20 protein-coding genes and 3 pseudogenes are annotated in these 24,729 nt (G+C 63.4%); 14 read left to right on the top strand and 9 right to left on the bottom strand.

All coding sequences use genetic code 11. The annotated features are described in order from the left end of the window. The first annotated feature begins 381 nt into the window (after nt 1-381). From ACVILL_RS09185 to tnpC, 4 genes are all read left to right on the top strand, one after another. Entirely contained in the window at nt 382-600 is a 219-nt protein-coding gene (locus tag ACVILL_RS09185) for a hypothetical protein (protein WP_456728768.1), read from the top strand. A 77-nt stretch (nt 601-677) separates the two neighbouring features. Next, the gene (tnpA, locus tag ACVILL_RS09180) at nt 678-1,130 is read left to right on the top strand and encodes an IS66-like element accessory protein TnpA (protein WP_456728767.1); all 453 of its coding nucleotides are present in this window, start codon (nt 678-680) and stop codon (nt 1,128-1,130) included. Beyond that, entirely contained in the window at nt 1,127-1,483 is a 357-nt protein-coding gene (tnpB, locus tag ACVILL_RS09175; RefSeq protein WP_456718266.1) for an IS66 family insertion sequence element accessory protein TnpB, read from the top strand. Before tnpA ends, tnpB begins: the two co-directional genes overlap by 4 nt. Before the next feature lie 122 nt (nt 1,484-1,605). Continuing rightward, on the top strand, nt 1,606-3,084 hold the full coding sequence (gene tnpC, locus ACVILL_RS09170; protein ID WP_176534836.1) for an IS66 family transposase: 1,479 nt from the start codon (nt 1,606-1,608) through the stop codon (nt 3,082-3,084). Nucleotides 3,085-3,311: 227 nt separating this feature from the next. Here tnpC and ACVILL_RS09165 read toward each other — a convergent pair. After that, nucleotides 3,312-3,655: pseudogene (locus ACVILL_RS09165) on the bottom strand (transposase); the annotation flags it as partial. 1,076 nt (nt 3,656-4,731) lie between these two features. Between ACVILL_RS09165 and ACVILL_RS09160 the strand changes: the two are divergent. From ACVILL_RS09160 to ACVILL_RS09150, 3 genes and pseudogenes are all read left to right on the top strand, one after another. Then, nucleotides 4,732-6,172: pseudogene (locus ACVILL_RS09160) on the top strand (FAD-binding oxidoreductase). A 314-nt stretch (nt 6,173-6,486) separates the two neighbouring features. Continuing rightward, nucleotides 6,487-7,719 (top strand): NAD(P)/FAD-dependent oxidoreductase, encoded by a 1,233-nt coding sequence (locus ACVILL_RS09155; protein WP_456728766.1) that lies wholly within the window; start codon nt 6,487-6,489, stop codon nt 7,717-7,719. A 232-nt stretch (nt 7,720-7,951) separates the two neighbouring features. Then, entirely contained in the window at nt 7,952-8,254 is a 303-nt protein-coding gene (locus ACVILL_RS09150) for a plasmid stabilization protein (protein WP_456734217.1), read from the top strand. An 824-nt stretch (nt 8,255-9,078) separates the two neighbouring features. Here the strand turns inward: ACVILL_RS09150 and ACVILL_RS09145 are convergent. Further along, complete coding sequence (locus ACVILL_RS09145) at nt 9,079-10,272, bottom strand: helix-turn-helix domain-containing protein (RefSeq protein ID WP_456728765.1); 1,194 nt, start codon at nt 10,270-10,272, stop codon at nt 9,079-9,081. Nucleotides 10,273-10,433: 161 nt separating this feature from the next. Between ACVILL_RS09145 and ACVILL_RS09140 the strand changes: the two genes are divergently transcribed. The 3 genes from ACVILL_RS09140 (at nt 10,434) to ACVILL_RS09130 (ending at nt 12,085) form a co-directional block, all read left to right on the top strand. Beyond that, a complete protein-coding gene (locus ACVILL_RS09140; RefSeq protein WP_456728764.1) occupies nt 10,434-11,048 on the top strand; it encodes a cupin domain-containing protein in 615 nt (204 codons plus the stop codon). A 66-nt stretch (nt 11,049-11,114) separates the two neighbouring features. After that, nucleotides 11,115-11,606, top strand: a complete 492-nt coding sequence (locus ACVILL_RS09135; RefSeq protein WP_456728763.1) for a lipocalin-like domain-containing protein — start codon at nt 11,115-11,117, stop codon at nt 11,604-11,606. A 164-nt stretch (nt 11,607-11,770) separates the two neighbouring features. Beyond that, the gene (locus ACVILL_RS09130) at nt 11,771-12,085 is read left to right on the top strand and encodes a pilus assembly protein N-terminal domain-containing protein (protein ID WP_456728762.1); all 315 of its coding nucleotides are present in this window, start codon (nt 11,771-11,773) and stop codon (nt 12,083-12,085) included. A 405-nt stretch (nt 12,086-12,490) separates the two neighbouring features. Here the strand turns inward: ACVILL_RS09130 and ACVILL_RS09125 are convergent, their stop codons facing one another. Next, the gene (locus tag ACVILL_RS09125; protein WP_456728761.1) at nt 12,491-13,123 is read right to left on the bottom strand and encodes a JAB domain-containing protein; all 633 of its coding nucleotides are present in this window, start codon (nt 13,121-13,123) and stop codon (nt 12,491-12,493) included. A gap of 251 nt (nt 13,124-13,374) precedes the next feature. Between ACVILL_RS09125 and istA the strand changes: the two are divergent. The 3 genes and pseudogenes from istA to ACVILL_RS09110 all read left to right on the top strand — a co-directional run bounded on the left by istA (nt 13,375) and on the right by ACVILL_RS09110 (nt 16,623). Continuing rightward, nucleotides 13,375-14,890 (top strand): annotated as a pseudogene (gene istA / locus ACVILL_RS09120) (IS21 family transposase). After that, complete coding sequence (gene istB, locus ACVILL_RS09115) at nt 14,887-15,699, top strand: IS21-like element helper ATPase IstB (RefSeq protein WP_456727939.1); 813 nt, start codon at nt 14,887-14,889, stop codon at nt 15,697-15,699. The pseudogene istA and the gene istB overlap by 4 nt, the downstream one beginning before the upstream one ends. A 204-nt stretch (nt 15,700-15,903) precedes the next feature. Beyond that, entirely contained in the window at nt 15,904-16,623 is a 720-nt protein-coding gene (locus ACVILL_RS09110) for a DNA-3-methyladenine glycosylase I (protein ID WP_456728760.1), read from the top strand. On the opposite strand, the gene map is transcribed toward ACVILL_RS09110, so the two are convergent. Further along, nucleotides 16,624-17,448 carry a type I methionyl aminopeptidase gene (map, locus tag ACVILL_RS09105; protein WP_092122802.1) on the bottom strand — a complete coding sequence of 275 codons (825 nt, stop codon included), beginning with the start codon at nt 17,446-17,448 and terminating at the stop codon, nt 16,624-16,626. Nucleotides 17,449-17,710: 262 nt separating this feature from the next. Beyond that, on the bottom strand, nt 17,711-19,027 hold the full coding sequence (locus ACVILL_RS09100) for a mechanosensitive ion channel family protein (RefSeq protein ID WP_456728759.1): 1,317 nt from the start codon (nt 19,025-19,027) through the stop codon (nt 17,711-17,713). 234 nt (nt 19,028-19,261) lie between these two features. Between ACVILL_RS09100 and ACVILL_RS09095 the strand changes: the two genes are divergently transcribed. Further along, nucleotides 19,262-21,055: a potassium/proton antiporter gene (locus tag ACVILL_RS09095; protein ID WP_456728758.1), complete on the top strand. Its 1,794-nt coding sequence runs from the start codon at nt 19,262-19,264 to the stop codon at nt 21,053-21,055. Nucleotides 21,056-21,080: 25 nt separating this feature from the next. Here ACVILL_RS09095 and ACVILL_RS09090 read toward each other — a convergent pair whose 3' ends face one another. The 4 genes from ACVILL_RS09090 to modA all read right to left on the bottom strand — a co-directional run bounded on the left by ACVILL_RS09090 (nt 21,081) and on the right by modA (nt 24,664). After that, on the bottom strand, nt 21,081-22,256 hold the full coding sequence (locus ACVILL_RS09090) for a hypothetical protein (RefSeq protein ID WP_456728757.1): 1,176 nt from the start codon (nt 22,254-22,256) through the stop codon (nt 21,081-21,083). 120 nt (nt 22,257-22,376) lie between these two features. Continuing rightward, entirely contained in the window at nt 22,377-23,048 is a 672-nt protein-coding gene (gene modC, locus ACVILL_RS09085; RefSeq protein ID WP_456728756.1) for a molybdenum ABC transporter ATP-binding protein, read from the bottom strand. Nucleotides 23,049-23,178: 130 nt separating this feature from the next. Next, complete coding sequence (gene modB, locus ACVILL_RS09080; protein ID WP_456728755.1) at nt 23,179-23,874, bottom strand: molybdate ABC transporter permease subunit; 696 nt, start codon at nt 23,872-23,874, stop codon at nt 23,179-23,181. A 4-nt stretch (nt 23,875-23,878) separates the two neighbouring features. Further along, a complete protein-coding gene (gene modA / locus ACVILL_RS09075) occupies nt 23,879-24,664 on the bottom strand; it encodes a molybdate ABC transporter substrate-binding protein (RefSeq protein WP_456734216.1) in 786 nt (261 codons plus the stop codon). Nucleotides 24,665-24,729: the final 65 nt, after the last annotated feature.

Below are 24,729 nucleotides of genomic sequence, written 5' to 3'. Positions count from 1 at the left end.
GTTCAACGATACCTCCCTATGATCGGATCGCTGGTGTCAAAATTGCACACCAGGCGACAGTTTGTTCCTGAAGCGGGACACTGAAATTCCAACACCATCCTAAAGTGCAAGGCCCGTGCCGATACCATACGTCTTCAAATGAACCGCCGCGCCAACGATGCTAGGACGTGTTGCGGATATTTGATCACCGGAGCCCTGTTCGCAGCGGTGGCCGAACGTCGCTCTGCTTGGGGAAGGATTCTATGCGCGGCGAGTGAATTCAGACAACGAGAATAGTCGTTGGTTACTAACTAAGGTTGTGAAGCCGGCGCGACCTGATAGAGTGGGATTATAATTTTCATCAGTAGTTGATTATCAAAGCGATTGGAATGAGGGCGCGCCATGCCCACCACGGAGGAATTCCGCGAAGAGGCCGAGGCTCAGATCGGTCGGGCGGCCAGACAAGGGCGTCCGCATATCGAGATCAACGCAGGCGAACTGCATCGGATAGTGAGCCCGGATCAGAACATGCACGCAATAGCCTGCAGCGCCATGCGCCAGCTTATGCGGCCGGCCGACGTTGTGATCTATGAACCTCCCAGCGAGGACGGTCCGTCGTAAGCGCTGTTCAGCGGCCACCTTCCGGATGACGGAGTGATCTGCGAGTCTGCGGTTCGGTTTGGACCGTTAGGCTTAGAATGGACACAGAGCATAGCGCTATCACGGAGCCGGTGCGGCGGCTTGAGGTCTTCACCGGAGCCGGCCGCCGGCGGAAGTGGAGCGATGAGGACAAGGCGCGGATCGTTGCGGAGATCGTGGCGAGCGGCGACTCGGTCTGTTCGGTAGCCCGACGGCATGGATTGTCACCGCAGCAGTTGTTTGGCTGGCGACGTCAGTTGCGAGAAGGAGCAGGCGGTCATTCCGAAATGGAAGAAGTACAGTTTGTGCCGGCGGTGGTGGATGCCGCGGTGCCGGCGCCCGCTGTTGAGCGCAAAGCGGTGCGCTGCAAGGCCAAGGCGGATACCCGGGCTCGCCGTTGCGATGCCGGGATCATCGAGATCGAAGTCGACGGCATCACGATCCGGGCCGGTCGTGGTGCGGATGCGACGATGATTGCGTCGATTGTCCAGGCACTGAAGGTGACCCGGTGATCGGCCCGTCGGGTGCGGTCCGGGTGATGGTGGCGACCAAACCGGTGGACTTCCGCAAGGGGATGGAAGGGCTCGCGACCCTGGTGCGCGAGAGCATGCGGGCAGACCCATTCTCGGGAGCTGTCTATGTGTTCCGGGCCAAGCGCGCGGATCGGATCAAGCTGGTGTTCTGGGACGGAACGGGTCTGTGCCTGTTCGCCAAGAGGCTCGAGGATGGGATCTTCCGCTGGCCGAAGATCGAGGACGGCGTGATGCGCCTATCGGCGGCGCAATTGTCGGCACTGCTGGAGGGGCTCGACTGGCGGCTTGTGCATGAGGCGCGAGAGACGCCGGCGCCAACGCAAGCCGGATAGCTGTTGGCAGCGCTGCGGCGAAGTGAATCAGGAGCGTCGGACGCGTCGCCAGATGGCGGCGAATATGCTCTGAATTGGGTGTGAGCGACGCCCTGCCTGACGATCCCGAGACGCTGAAAGCGATGCTGCTTGCCGAGCGGTGCGAGAGCGAGCGGCTGCGTCAAATCATCAAGGAATTGCAGCGGCATCGGTTTGGCCGGCGGGCAGAGACGCTGCCTGAAGATCAGATGCTGCTGGGCCTGGAAGACGTCGAGCAGGTTGCCGCATACAACGAGACGGCACAGGACGTGAGCGCACCTGAAGGCCGTGAGGCGCGGGCTCGCACGCGCCGCGGCAACCGTGGCGCCTTGCCGATGCACCTGCCGCGGATCGAGGTCGTCGTCGACATCGAGGGCAAGACCTGTCCCTGTTGCCAGGGCGAGTTACACCGGATCGGCGAGGATAGAAGCGAGCGGCTGGACCTGGTCCCGGCGCAGTTCCGGATCCTCGTGACCCGGCGTCCCAAATACGCCTGCCGGGCTTGCGAGGACGGGGTCATGCAGGCGCCGGCCCCGATTAGGCTGATCGAGGGCGGATTGCCGACCGAGGCCACCGTCGCCCACGTCCTGGTCTCCAAATATGCCGATCACCTGCCGCTCTACCGGCAGGCGCAGATTTATGCCCGCCAGGGCATTGAGCTCGATCGTTCGACGCTGGCGGACTGGGTAGGACAAGCTGCCTTCCACCTGCGTCCGCTGCATGACCGTCTGCTCGGCAAGCTCAGGCAACGGCCAAAGCTGTTCGCCGACGAGACGACGATGCCGGTGCTCGATCCCGGCCGCGGGCGCACCAAGACCGGTCAGCTCTGGGCCTATGCAGCGGACGATCGGCCGTGGGGCGGTGCCGATCCGCCGGGCGTTGCCTATGTCTATGCCCCCGATCGCAAAGCCGATCGGCCGATCGCCCATCTCGCAGGCTTCGAAGGGATCTTGCAGGTCGATGGCTATGCCGGCTATGGCAAGCTCGCCGAGCGTGGCGATGTCCAACTTGCATTCTGCTGGTCGCACATGCGACGTAACTTCTACGAACTTGCCACACCCGGTCCCGCGCCCATTGCCAGCGAGGCGCTCAAGCATATCGCCGAGTTCTACGCCATCGAAAGGGACATCCGTGGTCGCGGCGCCGAGGAGCGCCGTCTCGTTCGGCAGCAGAAAATCCGGCCGCTGGCGGAAGCCTTCGAGCGATGGCTCCGCGCAAAGCTCGCGTTGATCAGCCAAAAGGGCAAGTTGGCCGACGCCATTCGCTATGCGCTCTCACGCTGGGAGGGCCTGACGCGCTTCATCAATGACGGCCGCATCGAGCTCGACAACAACGTCGTCGAGCGCTCGATCCGTCCGATCACGCTGAACCGGAAAAATGCGCTGTTCGCAGGCTCCGACGGCGGCGCTGAGCACTGGGCCACCATCGCCTCCCTGGTCGAAACCTGTAAGCTGAACGACGTCGATCCGCTCGCTTACCTGACCGACGCCCTCACCAGGATCGTCAACGGCCATCCAAACAGCGACATCGATCAACTGCTTCCGTGGGCCTATTGTCGTCAAGACCTCAAAGCTGTGGCCTGAGAACGACGCTTACGGTCCGTCGTTCACCGTTCGGTATGCTCTGCCTCGCTAGATGCTGGATTATCTTGTCATCCGGCCACGGTCTGATGAATGACGTGCTGGGGAGTGCCCGGATGCGGCGCGAGGCGGGAACGGCTCCGGCTCTCACGGCATTACGCCGCAACCGTTCAACCACGTGGCTTTCGGGCGATGTGCTGCCTGGTCGGCGGGCCGTTTGCCGACGGGCCGCGGTTCTTCGGAAACTGCGAAGGGTCGATGCCGATTCCGACGAACCAGCGAAATAGCAGGTCATATTCCAGCTGCTCCATCAGAAGCCGCTCCGAACGGATCGAATACAACGCCTGTAACAGCATCGTCCGCAACAGCTTCTCAAGCGGGATCAACGGCTGTCCGATGGGTGACAACTATAGCGCAGCAAACTCGCGCCCCAGTCTGACTGTGCTCCGTTCACAATCGTCCGGACCGCATGCAGGGGATAATCACGGCGAACCCGCGCCTCTGGTCGACATAGTTGAAACTGCTGGTCCAGTTCGCTTCTGCCTCGCCGAGGCGAGCTACTGCTCTGGACTATGAAATCCTTGCGCTCCGCGGCAAACTTGCCGTCGTCGGGATTTTCCGTCACCTATACCCGCGCTACAACCAACGTCGCTCGCATGAATCGTAAGAGTGAGCGGCGCTGTGTTTGGTCATGGCCCCAGGATCGCGTCGGTCGCGCGCGTTGAGAGGCGCTACCAACCGCGACGATGGCTTCAGCGACAAAGAGATTGGTCAGGCACGACTGTGTAGCGCTCTCGCAACATCACAATTGTTCCGTTAGGTGCAACCCGCAATTTCGACTCCACAACAGCGCCGCGCTGGTGCTTGATAGGGGCGGATCCGGGACGGGATTTCGCCTCCTAGAAATTTCAATCCGGGCCGGAAGAGGCCGCTGTCCAGCGCCAGCGGTCTCTTCGTGTTGCATCATTTTTTGCGAGCCGAACCTTCGATGTCGACGCGGGTATGGGCTATCGCCACGCAGTCGGTTGGATCGTCATTTTATGGGGATCCTAGTTTCGGCCCTGTCTACCTTGACGCAGGCTAATCCCTTTATCCGGCCAACCGCCCAGTCGCATGGGTCGATGGTACACACGGAACGTGACGACCGAGTTTGAGTTGCCTCAAGCAGCAGTCCTGCGATTGCTCGCGTGATCCCATTCGAATGAGGCCGACGTCCCCGAAATGGACTGAGCGCCGCGAGTGTCGGTGAAGACTGAGCTGGGGCGTCTGCTCTAATCCCGGAAACAGACTGTGTTGTTACGCGACCGACGCCGTTTCATCCAGCAGATTGCGCCCGTTCGTTGCCCGAGTACGAGTACGGTTCGCGCACGTTACGGTTGCTACTACCGTCGAGGGGGTTGCGGTTCAACCCGAGAGCTGGCCGAAGTTCCATGCCAACCCGTCGCATTCAACGCCGCACCTCCGTGAACCTTTCTGCCGGCACAGGGACTTACGTCCAGGTGGAAATTCCCGTTCGGTAGAGCGATCGGCGAAGAGTCGAACTGTTTCCTGTCGGCCTTGCGAGCGACGATCGATTTGCTGACGTCGTCGGGAGCAGTGGAACTATCATCTACCGAAATTGACACAACCGTACCTTTTGGAGGAGACGCCATGACGGAGATCCGGCTGGCCTCGCTGCAGGGCGGGGCAACTGTCGTTGGAAGTGAGACGTTAGCCGTTTTCCGCGAAACGCTGCGAGGCAAGGTTTGCCTCCCTGGTGAAGCAGGCTACGATGAGGCCCGCACGATCTGGAATGCGATGATCGACCGCCAGCCCCGCGCAGTGGTCCGCTGCAGAGGCGCCGCCGACATCATGCGCGCCGTATCTTTTGCACGTGAGCACGGTGCTCTGCTTGCGGTGCGGGCAGGGGGACACAACATTGCCGGGAATGCCGTATGCGAGGGAGGTCTCTTGCTCGACCTCTCGCTGATGCGCGGCGTGCGGATCGATCCCGTTCGCCGCACCGCGCGCGTCGAACCCGGTGCTACCCTCGGCGATTTCGACAGAGAGGCACAGGCCTTCGGGCGTGGCGACCCCGCTCGGCATCAATTCGACAACTGGCGTGGCGGGGCTGACACTTGGCGGTGGCTTCGGATGGCTCAGCCGCAAGTTCGGGCTGGCAGTCGACAATCTCATCTCAGCGGACGTAGTGACTGCCGACGGCAAGCTGATGCAGGCGAGCGCCACCGAGAACCCCGACTTGTTCTGGGCCCTGCGCGGAGGCGGCGGCAATTTCGGCGTCGTGAGTTCGTTCGAATTCCGCCTGCACCCCGTCGGCCCCAACGTGCTGTCCGGTCTGATTGTCCATCCCTTTGCTCGGGCAAGAGAGCTTCTCGCCGGCTATCGCGAGGCCGCAGCCAATGCGCCCGACGAACTCACGCAATGGGTGGTCCTCAGGAAGGCCCCACCGCTTCCCTTCCTGCCAGCTGACGTTCACGGCAAGGAAATCCTCGTCTTTGCGGTTTGCTACCTTGGCGATGAGCGCGGCGGCAACCAGGCATTGGAGCCGCTGCGCGGGCTCGGAACACCCATTGCCGACGTGGTCGGCATGCAGCCCTTCACCGCATGGCAGAGTGCGTTCGACCCGTTGCTGACGCCGGGTGCCTGCAACTATTGGAAGTCGCATAACTTCGTCGAACTCAGCGACGGCCTCCTGGATGTCCTCGTCAGCCAGGTTGCGCAACTTCCGACCGAAGAGTGCGAAATCTTCATCGGGCAGCTTGGCGGGGAGGCTGGCCGTGTAGCGCCTGACGCAACGGCTTATCCGCATCGCAACGCGAATTTTGCGATGAATGTGCATACCCGATGGCGCGAGCCGGCGGACACGCAGCGCTCGATCGAATGGGCGCGGAAGCTCTTCACAGAAGCGGCACCTCATGCAACCGGCGGCGTCTACGTCAACTTCATGCCCGAGGACGAGGCCGATCGCGTGTCCAGTGCATACGGTACGAACTACGCGCATCTCATGGCGCTGAAGTCGAAATACGATCCTGGCAATTTATTCCGGTTGAACCAGAACGTCCGGCCGTCCGCACAGCGATCGGTGGCCTGAAGGAAAGAGGGACCGCCGCTGAGCCATCCACGGCGACAAAATTAGACATCGAAGAATGGCTGCGCGGTCCAGGCCTGCAATCCTATGAGGAGGCGCTTCGGTATCGACGGTGAGGTCGTCTGACAATTGGTGGTCTCAAGATTGATAAGAGCCCAGGGCGTCGGCCATCTGCGGAAGGTTCTTGACGGCATCGGCGACGTTGCGACCGATGCGGGAGCGGCTTGGTGCCAGCATCGGCTCAGTGGAACGTTCTCTATTCACAATGCGCGTGGGGGAAATCAAACCGGGACATAACGGCTAAGAGAGTTGCAGAAATGGGCAAGACATATCAAGCAATCGTCGTCGGAGCGCGCTGCGCCGGATCTCCAATGGCAATGCTTTTGGCGCGTAGGGGCTACCGTGTTCTGATGGTCGACCGCGCGAACTTCCCCAGCGACACGCTTTCTACACATGTAGTGCAGCCCCTCGCCGTAGCCGCTCTCTCGAGATGGGGGCTGCTCGATCGGCTCCTCAAAACCGGGGTCCCGCCGATCGACACGTATGCCTTCAACTTCGGTCCATTCACGATCGCCGGCGCGCCCGGCACGCAGGATGCTCCGGTTGCGTACTGTCCCCGGCGCACTGTTCTCGACAAGCTGCTCGTGGATGCTGCGGCTGAAGCCGGCGTTGAAACCCGAGAGGATTTTACGGTCGAGGAGATCCTGATGGAAGACGGAGGCGCCATCGGGATCAAGGGCCGGTCGAAACGGGGCGACGTCATTACCGAACATGCCGACCTCGTCGTTGGGGCGGATGGGCGGAACTCAATCGTTGCAGAGACGGTCCGGCCGGAGAAGTACAACCAGAGGCCGCCACTACTCGCTCCTTATTATGCCTACTGGAGCGGTCTTCCGATGAACGGCAGATTCGAAACCTATATCCGTCCTAACCGGGGTTTTGCGGCGGCGCAAACCCATGACGGCCTGACGATGGTTGTCGGAGGGTGGCCCTACGCTGAATATGCGACCAACAAGACGAACATTGAAGCCAACTATCTCAAGCAGTTTGAGCTTGCGCCTGAGTTTGCCGATCGTCTGGGCAGTGCAAAGCGTGAGGGGCGGTTGGTCGGCGCCCCAACGCCTAATTTTCTCCGGAAGCCTTACGGTCGAGGTTGGATGCTCATAGGTGACGCCAGTTACCTTAAGGATCCGATCACGGCACAAGGCATCAACGACGCCTTCCGCGATGCCGAACGATGTGCCGCTGCGTTGGACGAATGCCTCACCGGGACTCGGTCGTTCGAGGCGGTGATGGGTGGTTACCACCGGGCCCGCGACGCCGGGGTCTTGCCGATGTACGATTTCACCTGCCAACTCGCGACGCTGGAGCCGCCTCCGGTCGAGATGCAGCAGCTATTCGGAGCGATCTGCGGCAATCAGAGAGCCATGGACGGCTTTGCGCAGATGAATGCTGGGACCGTCTCACCTTCTGAGTTCTTCTCGAGGGAAAACGTCCGCGAAATCATGGCGGCTGCCGAGGAGCCCGGGCTTCATGGACGGCCGGCGTAAGGTCCAGCAAATGCTCGACCGCGACGCGGCTTGGGATTCCAACGGCACCGAGGAAAGCTGACTGTCATCCATTGACGTCTCTCTTCCTACGCGGAAGCTTCGGGAGGCTCCGATGCGACGCCGCATCGGTGATGCGGCCGTTTCCCAGCTAGCCAAGGTCATCGCGCAGTGCGGGGGAACCGTGCATCCCGAATGTCGTTTTCGTTTCGAGAGAAACGACAGGAGTGCTCTCATGCCTCGTGGTGACAAATCCAGCTATACGGACAAGCAGAAGCGACAAGCCGAACACATTGAGGAGGGCTACGAACGTCGCGGCGTGCCCGAAGATGAAGCTGAAAGGCGAGCCTGGGCAACCGTCAACAAGGAAACCCATGGCGGCAAGAAGAGCGGGTCAGGAAGCGGAAAGACAGAAGATCACTCCCCCTCCCGCAAGGGCGGAAAACTCGGCGGGCAGGCATCGGCGAGCCGGCCGGCGACCGAACGATCGCGCTCCGCCAAAAAAGCTGCCCGTACCCGCAAGCGGCATGCTGCATAGCAAGCGACGCGGATACCTGCTGTCGCGCTGCAAGGTCAGGCCGTGAGCCGTACCAAGAGGAGACGGATAGGAAAAGGTCAACGGGAAGGTCGACCCAGTGGCCCATCCCGCCCGGCCAACCCTTGGCTGTCGGCGGCGCGCGTCGCACGCGTCTTGCAGACTAATCGATTCTCGATGGTGCTGGACACGCCGAAGGCACCCGAAAGGAATTGATTGCTACTTTGGCCCGAAAGCGCTCAGAAACCCGATTGCTATGGGGATAAGAGCGACGCAGATCCAGAAAGCGGGCGCGCTGGAGCTTAGGCCGGCAATAAGGATCCATGCGCCGACGCCGACGATTAAGGCTGAGATCGCATAGGCGGCCGCTTTGTCCATGCTCGATCCAAACGCAAACGAGGATCGATATAGCTTTCAGGACTCGCCGCGGGCCAAAGTGTTCCTCGCGCGCGGGTGTCGAGATGGATCGCGACACCTCGGACATTGATCGATGCCGGCAAATGTCTCCGGTGGCACGGAGAATATGGACCTATGCGGCAGGCCTGCAAGTGAAGGCGATTCGTGCTGCGATTGTCTGTCTCAGGCGTCCGTCTCAATAGGAGTTTCTGAAAGCGAAAGGGCCGCTTTGGGCGACCACAATCCGGAACGCTCGCCGCATACATGCGCGAGATATTTCCGGTAAGTCAGCCAACCGAGCCGAAGCCTCCAACCGCCCAGTACAAGCACCCCGCCCAAGCACCCCGCACAGCAGGCGAAGCAGGCACAAAAGTCTCATCATCAACGGACCGGTGCACGCGCTTGTCCCGCTTGGCACCATCGCTCGCTTTCTAGGCTTGGGGCAATCCCGCGATTTCAAGTCCATCGCCGAGGCGGGACATAAAACTTGGGGTAAATGGCCACGCACGTCGGGCCTCGGAAACCGTCAAACCGGGGTCCTTTCGAATGAGCTGCCGCCCCATCCGGCGAGCTTCTGCCCGCGCTCCCGTCAAGGCAACCGCCGCTACTGCAATTCTCTGGGCCCAATGAGATTCCGGGTACGCCTCCACACCGCCTTTGATCCATTTTGCCGCGCGATCATACCGCTCGGCAGCAAAGTGAGCGCCGCCCATTCCGATGCACGTGATGTGGCGCAGCGGCTCGAACGGCATCAGATGAAGCGCGATTCTCAGTTCGCGAATAGCGCCGTCGCCATCGCCGAAATAGGCCGACATCCAGCCGCGGCGGATCCACGCATATGCCAGCCACGGATCAAGTGCGAGCGCCTGCTCAAGCCGCCGGTCGGCCTCTTCCAGTCGATGCAGCAGCACGAGCGTGCCACTGCTCAGTGTCAGGGTCAGGGCATCGTTCCGTGCAAGATCGTGCGCCTGTTGCGCCAGTCGGCAGGCTTGTTCGCGATCCGCATTCGGGGTCGAACTGAAATTGTGGGCCGCACGCTGCGCCCAACACCAACCGGCAACCGCCTTGGGCAATCCATAGTCGGGGGCCAGCTCTTGGGGACGGCACAACTCTTCGAGCGCGGCATTGCATTGCCGGCGTTCGACAGCAAAGGCGTACGGCAGCGCGGCCAACGTCAGCCGGATCGCCTCGTCGAAATCCTGGTCAAAGCGCTGCGGCGATGGATTTCTCGCGCGCTGCACAGTCGCCGACGGGAGCTCACCGAACGCCTTGCGATACTCAGCCGCGAAACGTCCAAGCTGTGTGAAACCGGCGCTGAGAGCTACAGTGGTGACTGTCGCGTCCGCTCCCCACCGAACGAATTCCTGCCGCGCCCGGGCGAGCCGCATTCGGCGCACCCATCCAAGTGGCGTAGTACCCAGGAACGCCTTGAAATGTGTCTCCAGTGTTCGTGGGCGAACACCGGCAATCTGCGCAAGGATATCGAGTCGGACGGGTTCGCACAGATGGTCGCGAAGCCAACCGGTAGCGCGCGCAAGGTCAGCCGGCAATGGCCCGGAGAATTCCACGGCACCTGTGGAGTCGTTAGCAGGATCGTCACCGGTGATCGGACCAGATTTCGACATCGCAGATGCACCGAAGAGCCCAACCTTGAGTATAGGATAGTCCGTTTTTGGCGAAATTTGAAGGTCGCAGCGGAAATTGAATAGCCGAGCAGCCGGCAGCGCGACTAATTGTTGCGCTCGCGCAGCCCGGCGCAACGCGTACAAAAGCAAGAGGCGTGCAGATGTACTTCCGCGCACCCGGTTCCAGACGCACATTTCGTCTATGGCTTGCCGCAATATCGTTGGCGGCGCCGGCATGGTCACCCGCCTCGGCGCAGCAGTTTGACGTCAAGCCGATCGCCGAGAGGAAAATCCCGCAATTGCCGCCCGGACCGTTGTTCTGGCGCATCGACACCTTCCCCACACTGGCCCAGGCGCAAGCCGCGGCGGGACCGACTGCGCTCACCGCGAAAGCCTCAGGCAAGGACTGGCTATTCACGCTCGGTCCAAAGGGCTCATCATCGTCGGGCGGCACCGAGGTTGCCGAAATTGGACCCGTGCCGCCCGTCTCTGCGACCGAGTACTTGCTGCGCGTCAATATCACCGGCGGACCACCGGGGGTAAAGACACCGGTCCACACCCATCCAGGGTCCGAGAGCTTCTACGTGCTGACAGGCGAGCTGAGCCAGCAGACGCCACACGGCATGAGCCATATCCCCGCTGGTCAATTCATGCCCGGGCAGGGACCCGGCATGCCGATGCAAGTCTCCAGCGGCGGGACCAGTGATCTGACCGCTCTCGTTCTGTTTGTCACGGATGCCACCAAAACCTTTTCCTCACCGGCCACAATGCCGTGACGCGAGCGAGAACGTCGCCTTTTAGTCATCAGAACATCTTGTTGGAGCCATCAAGCGAGGCATGCCATGAAGCGTTTGAGCGAGATTACCCTGACTCTCCTGTTGTGCCTGGGGACCATTGCTTCCGGCTCGGCTGCCCCGACAGCCAAAGACCTTGTGGGCACGTGGACTCTCGTGTCAGATGTCAACACTTCTGCAGACGGTCGCAAGGTAGCGCCGTTTGGTCCATCTCCCAAGGGGATCGCGATATTCGACAGCGACGGTCATTTCGCCATTGTCGTCTCGCGTCCTGATCTTCCGAAATTCTCGTCCAACAACCGGATGCACGGCACGCCTGAGGAAAACATGGCAATCGTGCAGGGAAGCATCGGCTTCTTCGGCACCTACACAGTGGCGGACGGCGCGGTCATTCAACACGTCGAAGGCGCAACTTGGCCGAGTTGGATCGGTACCGACCAGAAACGGACGATCACCTCCTTTGCGAGCGACGAACAAACGTGGACGACCATCGCATCCTTCGGCGGCACAAGCGAACTTCGATGGCGGCGTGCGAAATAAGCACCCGCTTGCTTCTTTTGAAGAGAGACCCGGGCGGTCGGCTGTAGTAATCGCGGTCTCATCGTATGCTGGTGAGCCCGCAATTGGCCGCCTGAAACGAGCGCGGACCATTGGTTTGGTGGGGGAACCTGAAAACTCGGCTTGAGCACGCCGGAGGAATTGCCATGGCGACTGCTATGCTTCGCATGCGAACTTGCGTTATCGTATTGGTCTGGCTCCTAACTACGATCCCGGTCGCTCGCGCCGCGGGCCAGACGATCACCCTAAGGCTCGGCGCTCCGACGGCACTTGCGCTTGAAAGACCTTTCAAGACGGTGCTGATCGGCGATCCGAATATCGTCGATGTTCATACGCTCAACGATCGCAGGGTCACACTGGAGCCCTTGAACCTCGGAGCAACAAATCTCATTTTTGTTGACGACAGAAGCATTGCGATCACCAACTTGAGAATTGTTGTCTTAGGCCCAGGCGATATTTAAATGGTGTTCATGGTTGAACGACCCTGTGGGTTGTACACGAAGGAGAGGTCCCAGCGGGCGCATTCGATTGCAATCTCCTGCGAGACGGTCGGGTAATGATCCAGTTCTTTCAGCGAGTGGCCGCCTTCGATGTAGGCGATCAGGGGCGTGCACGGACGCGCGCGTTCCTCAAAACGGACATGGTGATTTCCTTCACCGGCATTGCCTCGTCAGAGACGCGAGCAGTCTCAGAAAATGGCGCACCCGACACGATTCGAACGTGTGACCTTTGCCTTCGGAGAGAAGCGGTCACTCTGCGCCAGTCGCGGAATAAGCCTTTGACCAGTCGTCAGCACGAGGTGGATAGGCGACCCTTCTCATTGGCACGCAGGACCCGTTGACCGTTCTTCCGGGAAGCATCGAAGGCTAATCACGTTCAATCACTGCTTGGGAATGACGAACCATGATTGTGCGTGCAGATGGGCGGCGAGTGGGATGTTTGTGGACCAGGATCAGCGCGGTCGCGGACAATTCCAGCGCGCGCTTGATCACCTCGCGCGGATAGACCGGGGTGTGATCGACGGTGCCGGTCTGCTGCACCTCGTCGGCGATCAACTGGTTGCGCTTATCGAGGAACAGCAGGCGGAACTGCTCCTTGTCGGCGAACGCCATGCTGGAGCGGCAATAGTCGATGACGTCGTTCCACGACGACAGCGCGATGCTGCGCTTGATCTCGCCCTTGGCGATCCGCCCCGCGGCCGCGGCGAGCAGCTTGATCTGGTTGATCGAGGCATCCTTGACGCCGTCGACCTCGCGCAGCCGCGCGACAGGGGCGTGCACCACCTCGGCGAACGAGCCGAACTTCTTCAACAGCGCCTTGGCCAATGGCTTGGTGTCGCGGCGCGGGATGGCGGCGAACAGCGCCATCTCCAGCAGCTCATAGTCGGTCAGCGCCTCGGGCCCTGCCGCATAGAAGCGCTCGCGCAGCCGTTCGCGGTGGCCGTGATAGTGCGGCGTCTCGTCGGGCTCGTCGTTGCTGGCATCGGGCTTGGCGGGCATCGGCCACAACCTTGCCGTGCCTGCGGCGATTTGCAAGAGCCGATGCAACCGCCCGTGCGGCGCGGCAATCAGGATGGAAGTGGAGCGTCAATCAGGATGAGAGAGCTTCGCCGGGCTCGTGACGCAGGGAGGGCGTAGCCCGACCTGAGTTACGAGCCCGGCGACGGCGCGATCCACAGGGGACCGCGCCGTCTGGTGATCGCGGCCGGCTGGTTATGCAAGTGGTTCTTCCGCCAAGAGGAATCACTCGCGTGCCCGGCCGACACATCAATGATCACCAGATGAGGCTCTACATGAAGTACCGTCAGACCGATAGCCCGCCAGGGGCCGCTGCCAAGGCGTCGTTCAGTCCGTCAACCGCGTATCGGATCGAGAAGGATCCCCGCCTGCCATCGCAGAAGAAGGGTGAGCGCGGCCGTCGCCGGCCGGACCCGTTGGCCGATGTGTTTGAGACAGAGGTGGTGCCAATGCTCAAGGCCGCCCCCGGCGTGCGGCCGGTTGCGATCTTCGAGGAGATGTTGCGGGCGCCATCCTGAGCTCGGAGCTGGAATCCGCCGCACGCTGGAGCGCCGGATCCGCGCCTGGCGGGCGATCCACGGCGAGGAGCAGGAGGTCATCTTCCGCCAGACCCACGAACCGGGCCAGGTCGGCCTGTCCGACTTCACCGACATGGGCGAGCTTGGGGTCACCATCGCTGGCGTGCCGCTCGATCATCGCCTCTATCACTTCCGGTTGGCCTATTGCGGGTTTGAGCACGCCCATGTCGTGCTTGGTGGCGAGAGCTTCGTCGCTTTGGCCGAAGGGCTGCAGAATGCCCTGTGGTCGCTCGGTGGGGCACCGCGGGAGCATCGGACCGACAGCCTGTCGGCCGCCTTCTGCAATCTCGATCGCAATGCGAGGGACGATCTGACCCGGCGGTACGAGGACCTCTGCGCCCATTACGGCATGCGGCCTTCCCGCAACAATCGCGGCATCGCCCACGAGAACGGGGCGATCGAGAGCTCGCATGGCCATCTCAAGCGGACGATCGCCGATGCGCTGCTGTTGCGCGGCACTGCCGACTTCGATGATCTCGCCGCCTACCGCGGCTTCATCGACGAGATCGTCAGCCGCCGCAATGCCCGCAACGCCAAGCGGATCGACCACGAGCGCGCCACCCTGCAGGCGTTGCCAGATCGCCGCACCTCGGACTACGAGGAGGTGATTGTCCGCGTGACGTCAAGCGGCGGCTTCACCTTGCGCAAGGTGTTCTACACCGTGCCGTCACGCCTGATCGGCCACCAGCTGCGGGTGCGCCTTTACGATGATCGTCTCGACGTGTTCGTCGGCGGCACTCATCTCGTCACCCTGCCGCGTGGGCGGCCGCATCCCAACGGCAAGCACGACCAGGTCGTCGATTATCGGCACGTGATCCATTCCTTGCGGCGCAAGCCGATGGCGCTGCTCAATCTGGTCTACCGTGATCGGCTGTTCCCGCGCGAGGCCTATCGTCGAACCTTCGACTCCTTGCGCGAACGGCTGCCGGACAAGAAAGCCTGCCGGCTCATGGTCGATCTGCTCGCGCTGGCGCATGAGCGCGGTTGCGAGGCCGACCTCGCCGGTCAGCTCGCGGCTGACCTTAACGCTGGCCAACTGCCCGACCTCGGACGGCTGCGCGCCCACTTCGCGCCCGATCCTGCCTGCGTGCCGCAGGTCATGGTGCAGCTTGCCCCGCTCGCCAGCTATGAGTGCCTCATCGGCGCCGGCCAGATCGGAGACGCCGCATGAACACGGCCAACACAGTCGACACTGGGCGCCTCAATCTGTTGCTCAACGAGCTGCGGCTACCCGCCATCAAGGTGCTATGGCCACAGTTCGCCGAACAGTCCGACAAGGAAGGTTGGCCGGCGGCCCGCTTCCTCGCCACCATCGCCGAGCATGAGATCGCCGAACGCGGCCGCCGTCGCGTCGAGCGCCATCTCGTCGAGGCGCGGCTGCCCGCCGGAAAGACCTTCGACAACTTCGACTTCGAGGCCGTGCCGATGATCTCCAAGGCGCAGGTGACTGCGCTCGCCGCCGGCGACAGCTGGTTGGGCAAAGGTGCCAATCTGCTCCTGTTCGGCCCGCCCGGCGGCGGAAAGAGCCACTTGGCGGCAGCCATCGGTCTCGCCCTGATCGAGAACGGATGGCGCGTCCTCTTCACCCGCACCACCGATCTCGTCCAGAAGCTCCAGGTGGCGCGGCGCGAGCTCAACCTCGAGGCCGCCATCAATCGTCTCGATCGCTTCGATCTCATGATCCTTGACGACCTCGCATACGTCACCAAGGATCAGGCCGAGACCAGCGTGCTGTTCGAGCTCATCAGCGCACGCTACGAGCGGCGTTCAATGCTGATCACTGCCAATCAGCCATTTGGCGAATGGAACAGGGTCTTCCCGGACCCCGCCATGACCCTCGCCGCCATCGATCGCCTCGTCCACCATGCCACCATCGTCGAGATGAACGTCGAGAGCTATCGCAGGCGCACCGCGCTCGAACGAAAGCGCGGTCCAGGACGGCCGCCTTCGCACGCGACACCCAAAACTGTCGCTGATTGACGCTCCGCGACAATCAGAGTTCAACAAAACTCTTGCGCGCGACAATCATCGCGGCAATCATCACCACGCCGCGACACCGACTCGCCATCCTGATCGTCGCGCGCTTCCCACCCAGATTGTCGCGCTATACGCCCGGTTTGCCACGATGCTTCGGGCGAACTACCGTCGGCCGCAACGGTTCGAGAGCAAGAGGGGGAGGGCGTCGTGACGTCATTCAAGGTGATCCGCGCGCGCGCCGAGAAGCGCAAGGGCGGGCCGAAGGCGCTGGAGAAACTGCTGAAGCCGCCGGCGGGCGCCAAGGCGCTGGCCAAGCTCGGCGATGACCGCGTGCTGGCCGAGATGACCAGGCGCGTGTTCTGCGCCGGCTTTGCCTGGAGCGTGATCGACGCCAAATGGCCGGGCTTCGAGGAAGCCTTCCTCGGCTTTCAGCCCGCCAAGCTCGCCTTCAAGCCCGATGAGTTCTGGGAGAAGCTGACCAGCGACGCCAGGATCGTGCGCAACGGCGCCAAGATCATGTCGGTGCGCGACAATGGCCGCTTCGTGCAGGAGATCGCGCGCGAGCACGGCAGCTTCGGCAAGTTCCTCGCGGCGTGGCCGTCATCGAACGAGATCGGACTGTTGGAGCTATTGACGAAGCGCGGCAGCCGGCTCGGCGGCAACACCGGGCAGATGCTGCTGCGGTTCCTTGGCTGGGACGGCTTCGTCACCTCGCGCGACGTCACAGCTTGCCTGCGTGATGCCGGCCTCGACATTGCCGAGGAGGTCAAGTCGAAGCGCGACCTCGCCAAGGTGCAGGCGCAGTTCAACGCCTGGGCGGAGGAGACCGGGCTGTCCTATCTGCATCTGTCGCGGATCTGCGCAATGTCGATCGGAGACAACCACACGCCCGAGGAGATCGAGGCGCGCACGCGGAGCGATTACTGATTACACCTGCACCCAAGGCTTCTCGCCGTGGCGCTCGGACAGCGTGAAGATCTCGACGCCGTCGGCGGTGACGCCGACCGAGTGCTCGAACTGCGCCGATAGCGAGCGGTCGCGGGTCACCGCGGTCCAGCCGTCGGACAGGATCTTCACATGCGGCTTGCCGAGGTTGATCATCGGCTCGATGGTGAAGAACATGCCGGGCTTCAGCGGCGCGCCTTCGCCGGGGCGGCCGATATGGATGATGTTCGGCTCGTCGTGGAACAGGCGGCCGAGACCATGGCCGCAGAAGTCGCGCACCACGCTCATGCCCTGGGGTTCGACGAAGCTCTGGATGGCGTGGCCGATGTCGCCGGTGGTGGCGCCGGGCTTGACCGCGGCAATGCCGCGCATCATCGCCTCATAGGTCACCTCGATCAGCCGCTCCGCCTTCCGCGCGATGGCGCCGATCGCATACATGCGGCTGGAATCGCCGTACCAGCCGTCGACGATGAAGGTGACGTCGACATTGACGATGTCGCCCTCCTTCAGCGGGCGGTCACCGGGCATGCCGTGGCAGACCACGTGATTGATCGACGTGCAGGTCGAGTAGCGATAGCCGCGATACATCAGCGTCGCCGGATAGGCGCCGTGGTCGAACGCGAACTTGCGGACAAAGTCGTCGATGACAGAGGTCGGGACGCCCGGCTTGACGATGTCGGTGAGCGCATCGAGGCATTTCGACACCAGCGCGCCCGCCTTGCGCATGCCGGCAAAGCCGCTCGGTCCGTGCAGCTTGATCTGGCCGGTCTTGCGAAGCGAGGTGTCGGTGGCGTCGATATAGCTCATGGCGGGATGTTTCTGCGGGCAAAGGGCTGATTTCTGGCCCTAATTTAATGATCGGCGCGCCCGGCGCAAGCCAAGCTTGGGCATGGGGACAATGTTCAAACGGCTTGATTTCGCGGCACAATCCGGAACAGCGGCCGCCATTGTCCGGAAAATCGTGCTCAAACGCCAGAGCCCCGTTCCGGTAGAATCGGAATGGGGCTCTAGATTCTTGTTTTGACGCGTTTTCTTGACGCGAACCGGTGCCACTTCGCTCGAAAACGCTTTAGCTGGAGACCTCGACCACGCTCTCGACCGGCAGCGCGCCGCCGCGGATGCGGAGTTCCCGTACCGGGTAGGGCACCTTGATACCCTCCTCCCTGAAGGCGTCCCACAACGACAGCATGACGTCGCTCTTCACATTGTCCATGCCATCGGGGTCGGCGATCCAGAAGGTCAGCGAGAACTTCATCCCGGCCTCGGCGAACTCGGTCAGGATGCAGTTCGGGTTGCGGCCCTTGGTGGCGCGCGGATGGGCCGATGCGGTCGTGATCGCGAGCTTGCAGACCTGCCGCGGATTGGCGTCGTAGTTGGTCGAGAAGGCAATCTTCACCAGCGTGTTCTTGTCGGTGTAGGTCCAGTTGGTGACCTTCTGCGTCACCAGGTCCTCGTTCGGGATCAGGAACTCGCGGCCGTCGCCGGCGGCGACCGAGATGTAGCGGGTCTTCATCGCGCTGATCCGGCCCGAATTGTCGCCGATCGTGACGAGGTCGCCGGGCTTCACCGACTTGTCGACCAGCAGGATCAGGCCGCTGATGAAATTGGCGACGATCTTCTGCAGGCCGAGACCGATGCCGACGCCGGCCGCACCGGTGAACACCGCGAGCGCCTGGAGGTTGATGCCGACCGCGCCGAGCGCGATCGCGATCGCCAGCACCATCAGGCCGATGCGGATGATCTTGACCAGCAGCACCTGGATCGACGGCGTCAGGTCGGTGGCGCGGTTGATGCGGCTCTCGGCGAAATTGCTGGCGATGTTGGTCAGCCACAGCGCCACGATCAGGAGCGCGCCGGCCTTGAGCAGCAGCAGCGGCGTCAGGCGCAGCCCGCCGACTACGATCGCATACGAATCCAGCGTCTCGGCTGCCCAGTCGAGCTGGCCGATGATGCTCAGCGCTGCGACCAGCCAGGCTGCGATCGACACCGTCTTGACGATGAAAGCGTTGTCGATCACCGAGGTGACGAGCCGGATCATCAGCCAGGCCAGCGCCAGCTTGGCGGAGACCACGATCAGATAGCTGCGGCTCGGCCAGGTCGCGTGCCACATCACGATGCGCGAGACGATCATCAGGACCGCGAACACGGCGGTCGAGGCGCTCTTCACCATCACGCGGGCGAAGTGCCGGAGCGGCAGCGGCCAGCGCATCGCCAGCGACGACATGTCGACCCGCGCATGAATGGCGGTATCGGCGGCGTAAGCGAGCCCCGCGGCGGCAAGGATGATGCCGAACTGCAGATAGAACCAGGGCGAGGCGACCTCGGCGCCGACCGAGCGCAGCGCCAATTGGATCGGTTCGAGGACGTCCTTCCAGCTCATGTCCATCTGCAAAGTCTCAACTTGAAGCGCGGGTCAGGCAAATGTGATTCGAAAGCCAGGCGAGAATCCCACAAAGGCGCGCACGCGACCATCGATAGAACACAGTGTCGGGGCGCATTGGAGAAGACTCCTGGGGCTGACGGGACCGGGCACATTGCCGCTCATCTCAGAAATCGGTTGGCGTCCCAGTGTGGCGACGATAAGGATGCAATTGCAAGTATTTGAGACCTCCGAAGGCGCATGGCATCCCTCGACTCCGTCAGTATAGCGATCCTGCTCGGCGCGGTGCTGGTGATGGCCGGCATCCTGTCGAGCCTGCTGGCGTTGCGGTTCGGCGCCCCCTTGCTGCTGGTGTTCTTGCTGGTCGGCATGCTGGCGGGCGATTCCGGCCCCGGCCGGCTGCAGTTCGACGACGTCCGCACCACCTATCTGGTCGGCTCGGTGGCGCTGGCGCTGATCCTGTTCGACGGCGGATTGAAAACGCGGTTCGCCAGCATCCGCACCGTGCTGGCGCCCTCGATGATGCTGGCCACCGCCGGCGTGCTCTTGACCGCGCTGATCACGGCGCCGGTCGCCCGCTATGTGCTCGACCTCAACTGGACCGAGTCGCTCCTGGTCGGCGCCGTGGTGGCCTCGACCGACGCAGCCGCGGTGTTTCTGCTGGTGCACACCCAGGGCCTGCGCCTGCGGCCGCGCGTCGGCGCCACGCTGGAGGCGGAGTCCGGCACCAACGATCCGTTCGCGATCTTCCTCACCCTGATGCTGGTCGAGTTCATCTCGATCGGCCAGAGCTCGGCCTCGCACATCGCGCTGGAGTTCATCCAGGAGGCCGTGCTCGGCGCCATCATCGGCGTGATCGGCGGCCGGCTGGTGGTGATCGCGCTGAACTATGTGGCATTGCCGCAGGGCCTGCATGCGCCGTTCGTCACCACCGCGGCGCTGGTGATCTTCGGTGGCTCGCAGATCGTGCATGCCTCGGGATTCCTCGCGGTCTATCTCGCCGGTATCATCATCGGCAACCGGCCGACCCGTGCGCATAATTCGGTGGTGACGTTCCTCGACGCCGCGACCTGGCTGGCGCAGATCGTGATGTTCGTGCTGCTCGGCCTCTTGGTCTCGCCGCATCGCCTGCTCTCCAGCGCCGGTGGCGCGGTGCTGGTGGCATTCGCGCTGATGCTGGTGGCGCGGCCGCTGGCGGTCCTGATCTGCCTTGCGCCATTCAAGTTCAACTGGCGGGAGAAGATCTTCATCGCCTGGACCGGCCTGCGCGGCGCGGTCGCGATCTTCCTTGCCTCGATCCCGATGCTGGTCGGCCTGTCGAAGGCCTATCTCTATTTCGACGTCGCCTTCGTCGTCGTCATCATCTCGCTGCTGTTGCAGGGCTGGACGCTGGCGCCGGCGGCGCGGCGGCTGCATGTCGCGCTGCCGCGCGCCGAACGCGGCCCGCGCCGCGTCGAATTGGATCTGCCCGGCCAGCTCGAGCAGCAGCTGGTCGGCTATCCGGTACGGCCGAAGAGCCTGTATTTCCGCCGCGGGCTGATCCCGTCCTGGTCGAAGCCGACGCTGGTGATCCGCGACGAGCGGATCCTGACGCCTGTCGAGGCCGATCCGGTCGCGCCCGGCGACTACATCTATCTGCTGGCGCCGCCGGAGCGCGCCGAGGCGCTCGACCGCTTCTTCGTCGACATGGCGCCGTCGAGCGCGCCCGATCCGCATCTGCTCGGGGACTTCATGGTGTCGGCCGAGCATACGCTGGGCGAGCTCGCCGAGATCTACGGCGTCAAGGTCGACGAGCACCAGGCCAAGCTGACGCTCGCCGATTATTTCGACATCAATCTCGACCGCGCGCCGAAGGAAGGCGCGGAACTCTGGCTGGATTCGATCGTGCTGGTGGCGCGCAGCATCAGCGGCGGCCGCGTCAATGTCGTCGGCCTGCGCCTACCCGAGGAAGAGGAGGAGGTCGCGCCTCAGACGCGGATGCAGATCGTCCGCCGCAAGCTCGCCGATATCTGGGCGTCGGTGGCGGGCGTCTGAGCTGTCCGAGCGTCAGTCCGGCCCGTCACGTCTTGCGCAGGAAGCTCGAATCCGGGGCGAACTTCTTGATCATGTCGGACAGGCCGTCGTCGGCCGGCTTCGCAGCATCAGGCTTGGGCTCGTCCTTGAACTTCTGGCCGGAGATCTCGGCCAGCGCCGCGAGCAGGGTCTCGTCGAGATTGTCGGCCGGTGTCTTCGCGGGCGGTATTTTGGCGAGCGGAGGGCGCGCGGCCGGAGCGGACTTCGGCGGGCTGGGCGCGACGGCGGCGATCTCGGGCTCGCGCTTCGCCGCCGGCGGCCCTGGCTCCGGCGCCGGCTTGGAGGCGTCCGCCCGTCTGGCGGCAGCCTCGCCGACGGCCGCGATCAACGATGCTTCGAGGTCGGCCGGCGTCTCCACCGGCTTGGCAGGTGGTGCAGCTGGCATCGGCGGCGGCTCGGCGGGCTTCGCGTCCCGGGGTGCACGACCGAACAGCGGTTCCCGCTGGTTCGCCGTCGACGGACGGCTGTCGGTGGCCTTGCCGGCCTCCTTGGCAAGCTTGAAGAGACCCGCGCGTTCAGCGGCGATCCTGGCGGAAGCCTCCTCGACCGTAGCAAGCAGCGACGCTTCCAGCGCATCGGCGGGATTGCTCGGCGCAGTCGCTGGTTTGGCGGCAGGGCTGGCCACCTGCTTTGGCTCCGGCCGGGGCGGCAGCGGCGGCGGCCGCGATGCTTCAGCCGGTGCAGGCGGCGGGGCCGGCTGGCCGTCGCTCGCCCGCGCGATGATGCCGTCGACGATCGCTCCCAGGCGGCTTTTGTCGGGCACGGCCAGATAGCTGGTCGCGAGCTCATCGACATATTGCGGACCGTAGTCGGTGAGCACATTGGCGAGCCGTGCGAGGTCGGGGTCGCTTTCGACCAGCTGGCGCCACGCCTCCCGGTCATAGGGGGTATCGGTCTTCTTGTCGGGCCGATTGTCGGGCCAGGCCACCCGGCGGGGCGGACGCTGAGGCCCTGTATCATCGCCAGTCGTCGGGGTGAGGGTCGGCGCCTGCAGTCCGGCACTGAGCCGCGGAGGGGTAAATCCCGCGGTGCCCGCCGGCGCGGCGTCACCCGTCCGGTGCCGGCGCCGTTCGCCGACCTGCAGCGAGATCAGGCCGATGCCCATCAGCAGGAAGCCGAGTGCGGCCCACGAAATCGTGGCGCACAGCAGTCCGCCGATCACCAGCAATATCCAGCCAGTCAGTCGCACGATTCACCTTTCCCCATGCCCGGTCGGACGTCCCGACGCAGGCCTAGCAGGCAAGATGGGCTATCTTATGCCGACTTTCGGAAAAACAGCTAGCTATACGCCCGCCGTCAACACCTTAACACCGCCGAACGCGGTCACCTGACCGCGGCGCAGCATGACGATCTGGGTGGCGAGCTGGCGCAGCTCGGCCGCGTCGTGGCTGACATAGACCATCGGGACGCCGGCCTCGTCGCGCAGCCGGACCAGGTAGGGCAGGATCTCGAGCTTGCGGCTCTCGTCGAGCGCGCCCAGCGGCTCGTCGAGCAGCAATAGCCGCGGCTTCGACAGCAGCGCCCGGCCGAGCGCGACGCGCTGGCGCTCGCCCCCGGAGAGCTTGCCGGGGCGGCGGTCGAGCAGGGCGCCGATGTCGAGCAGGTCGACGACGCGCTTGCGCTGCGCGTGATCCTCGGCAAGGCCGTTCATGCGGCGGCCGTAGTCGAGGTTCTGCCGGATATCGAGATGCGGAAACAGCCGCGAATCCTGGAAGACATAACCGATGCGGCGGCGCCAGGTCGGGACGTGAATCCCGGCCGAGGCGTCGTCGACCGTCTCGCCGTCGATCACGATGGACCCGCGATCGGGACGCAGCAGTCCCGCGATCGTATTGATCAGCGACGTCTTGCCGGAGCCGGATGCCCCGAACAGGCCGGTGACGCGGCCCTCGCTGGTGAACGACGCCGTGAGCGAGAACTCGCCGAGCTGCTTGGTGATGTCGACGCGCAGCATCGCTAAAGCACGATGAGATTGAGTTGAATCGTCATTGCGCTTTAGCTCCTTGTTTGAGCATGATCTCCGCGCAAACGCGTTCCGCGTTTGTCGCGAGGGAAAACCGCTTCGCACTTTTCCGGATCATGCTCTATTGCCCGTGCAGGCGCGCGGTGGCGCGGCGCGCAAACACTTCGGCGGCAACCAGTGCGCCGACAGCGAGCACGATCGAGATGATTACGAGCCGCGCGGCGGCGGTGTCGCCGTCAGGCGTCTGGATCAGCGAATAGATCGCCGACGAGATGGTCTGGGTCTCGCCGGGGATATTGGAGACGAAGGTGATGGTGGCACCGAACTCGCCGATCGCCTTGGCAAAACCGAGCACCATGCCGGCCAGCACGCCGGGCAGCGCCAGCGGCAGCGTTACCGTTGCAAACACACGCCAGGGCGCGGCGCCGAGCGTCTCGGCTGCCTGCTCGAGGCGGCGGTCGACGGCTTCGATCGACAGGCGGATCGGCCGCACCAGCAGCGGAAACGACATCACGCCGCAGGCGAGCGCCGCACCGGTCCAGCGGAACGCGAATACGATGCCGAGATGATCGGCCAGCCAGCCGCCGACCAGGCCACGTCTGCCGAAGGTCAGCAGCAGCAGATAGCCGGTGACGACCGGCGGCAGCACCAGCGGCAGATGCACGGCGGCATCGATCAGCGACTTGCCCCAGAAATCGCGCCGCGCCAGCAGCCAGGCGAGCGCGATTCCGAACGGGGTCGCCACCAGCGTTGCGATGACGGCGACCCGCAGCGACAGCAGGATCGCCGTCCATTCGGTCGGCGAGATCTCGAACACGCGATTAGGTCGTCGGGCTGATCAGGAACTTGAAACCATACTTCTCGAGGATCGTCTTCGCCGCGGACGAGCGCAGGAAGGCGAGATATTCGGCGGTCTCGGGCTTCGCGGTGGTCGTCGCCGCGACCGGATAGATGATGGCCGGATGGGTGTCGGCCGGGAAGGTGCCGACGATCTTGACGCCCGGCTCGACCTTGGCGTCGGTCGAATAGACGATGCCGAGCACGGCCTCGCCGCGCGCCACCAGCGTCAAGGCCGCGCGCACGCTCTCGGCCATCGCGAATTTCGGCTCCGCCGCCTGCCAGGCGCCGAGCTTCTCGAGCGCGGCCTTGGCGTATTTGCCGACCGGCACCGCCTTGACGTCGCCGGTGGCGATCTTGCCGTCACCGGCGAGCTTGGCGAGATCGAAGCCGGGACCGATGCTGACACTGCCGATCATGGAATCTTTCGGCGCGATCAGCACGATCGAGTTGCCGAGCAGGTTCACCCGCGTCGGCTCATTGATGTTCTTCTGCTTGATCGCGTAGTCCATCCAGTCGGTGTCGGCGGAGACGAACACGTCGGCCGGCGCGCCCTGCTCGATCTGCTTGGCGAGTGCCGAGCTCGCGGCGTAGCTGGCGCTGATCTTGACGCCGGTCTTGGCGGCATAGGCCGCATCGATCTCGTCGAGCGCGTTCTTCATCGAGGCCGCGGCGAAGACGGTGAGCGTCTTGTCCTCGGCTCGCGCGGGCGAATGGATCGCGCCGAGCAGGATGACGAAGGCGGTGAAAAGGCCGGCAAGCCTTGAAATTGAAAGTCGTGACATGGAGAGCGCTCCGTGCAAGTTCGCGCGCGAACATACACGCGCAAATCAGG

This window comes from Bradyrhizobium sp. USDA 3364, assembly GCF_054056355.1.
Note: the sequence above shows the minus strand (reverse complement) of the source record. Positions and strands in the feature narration are given on the sequence as shown.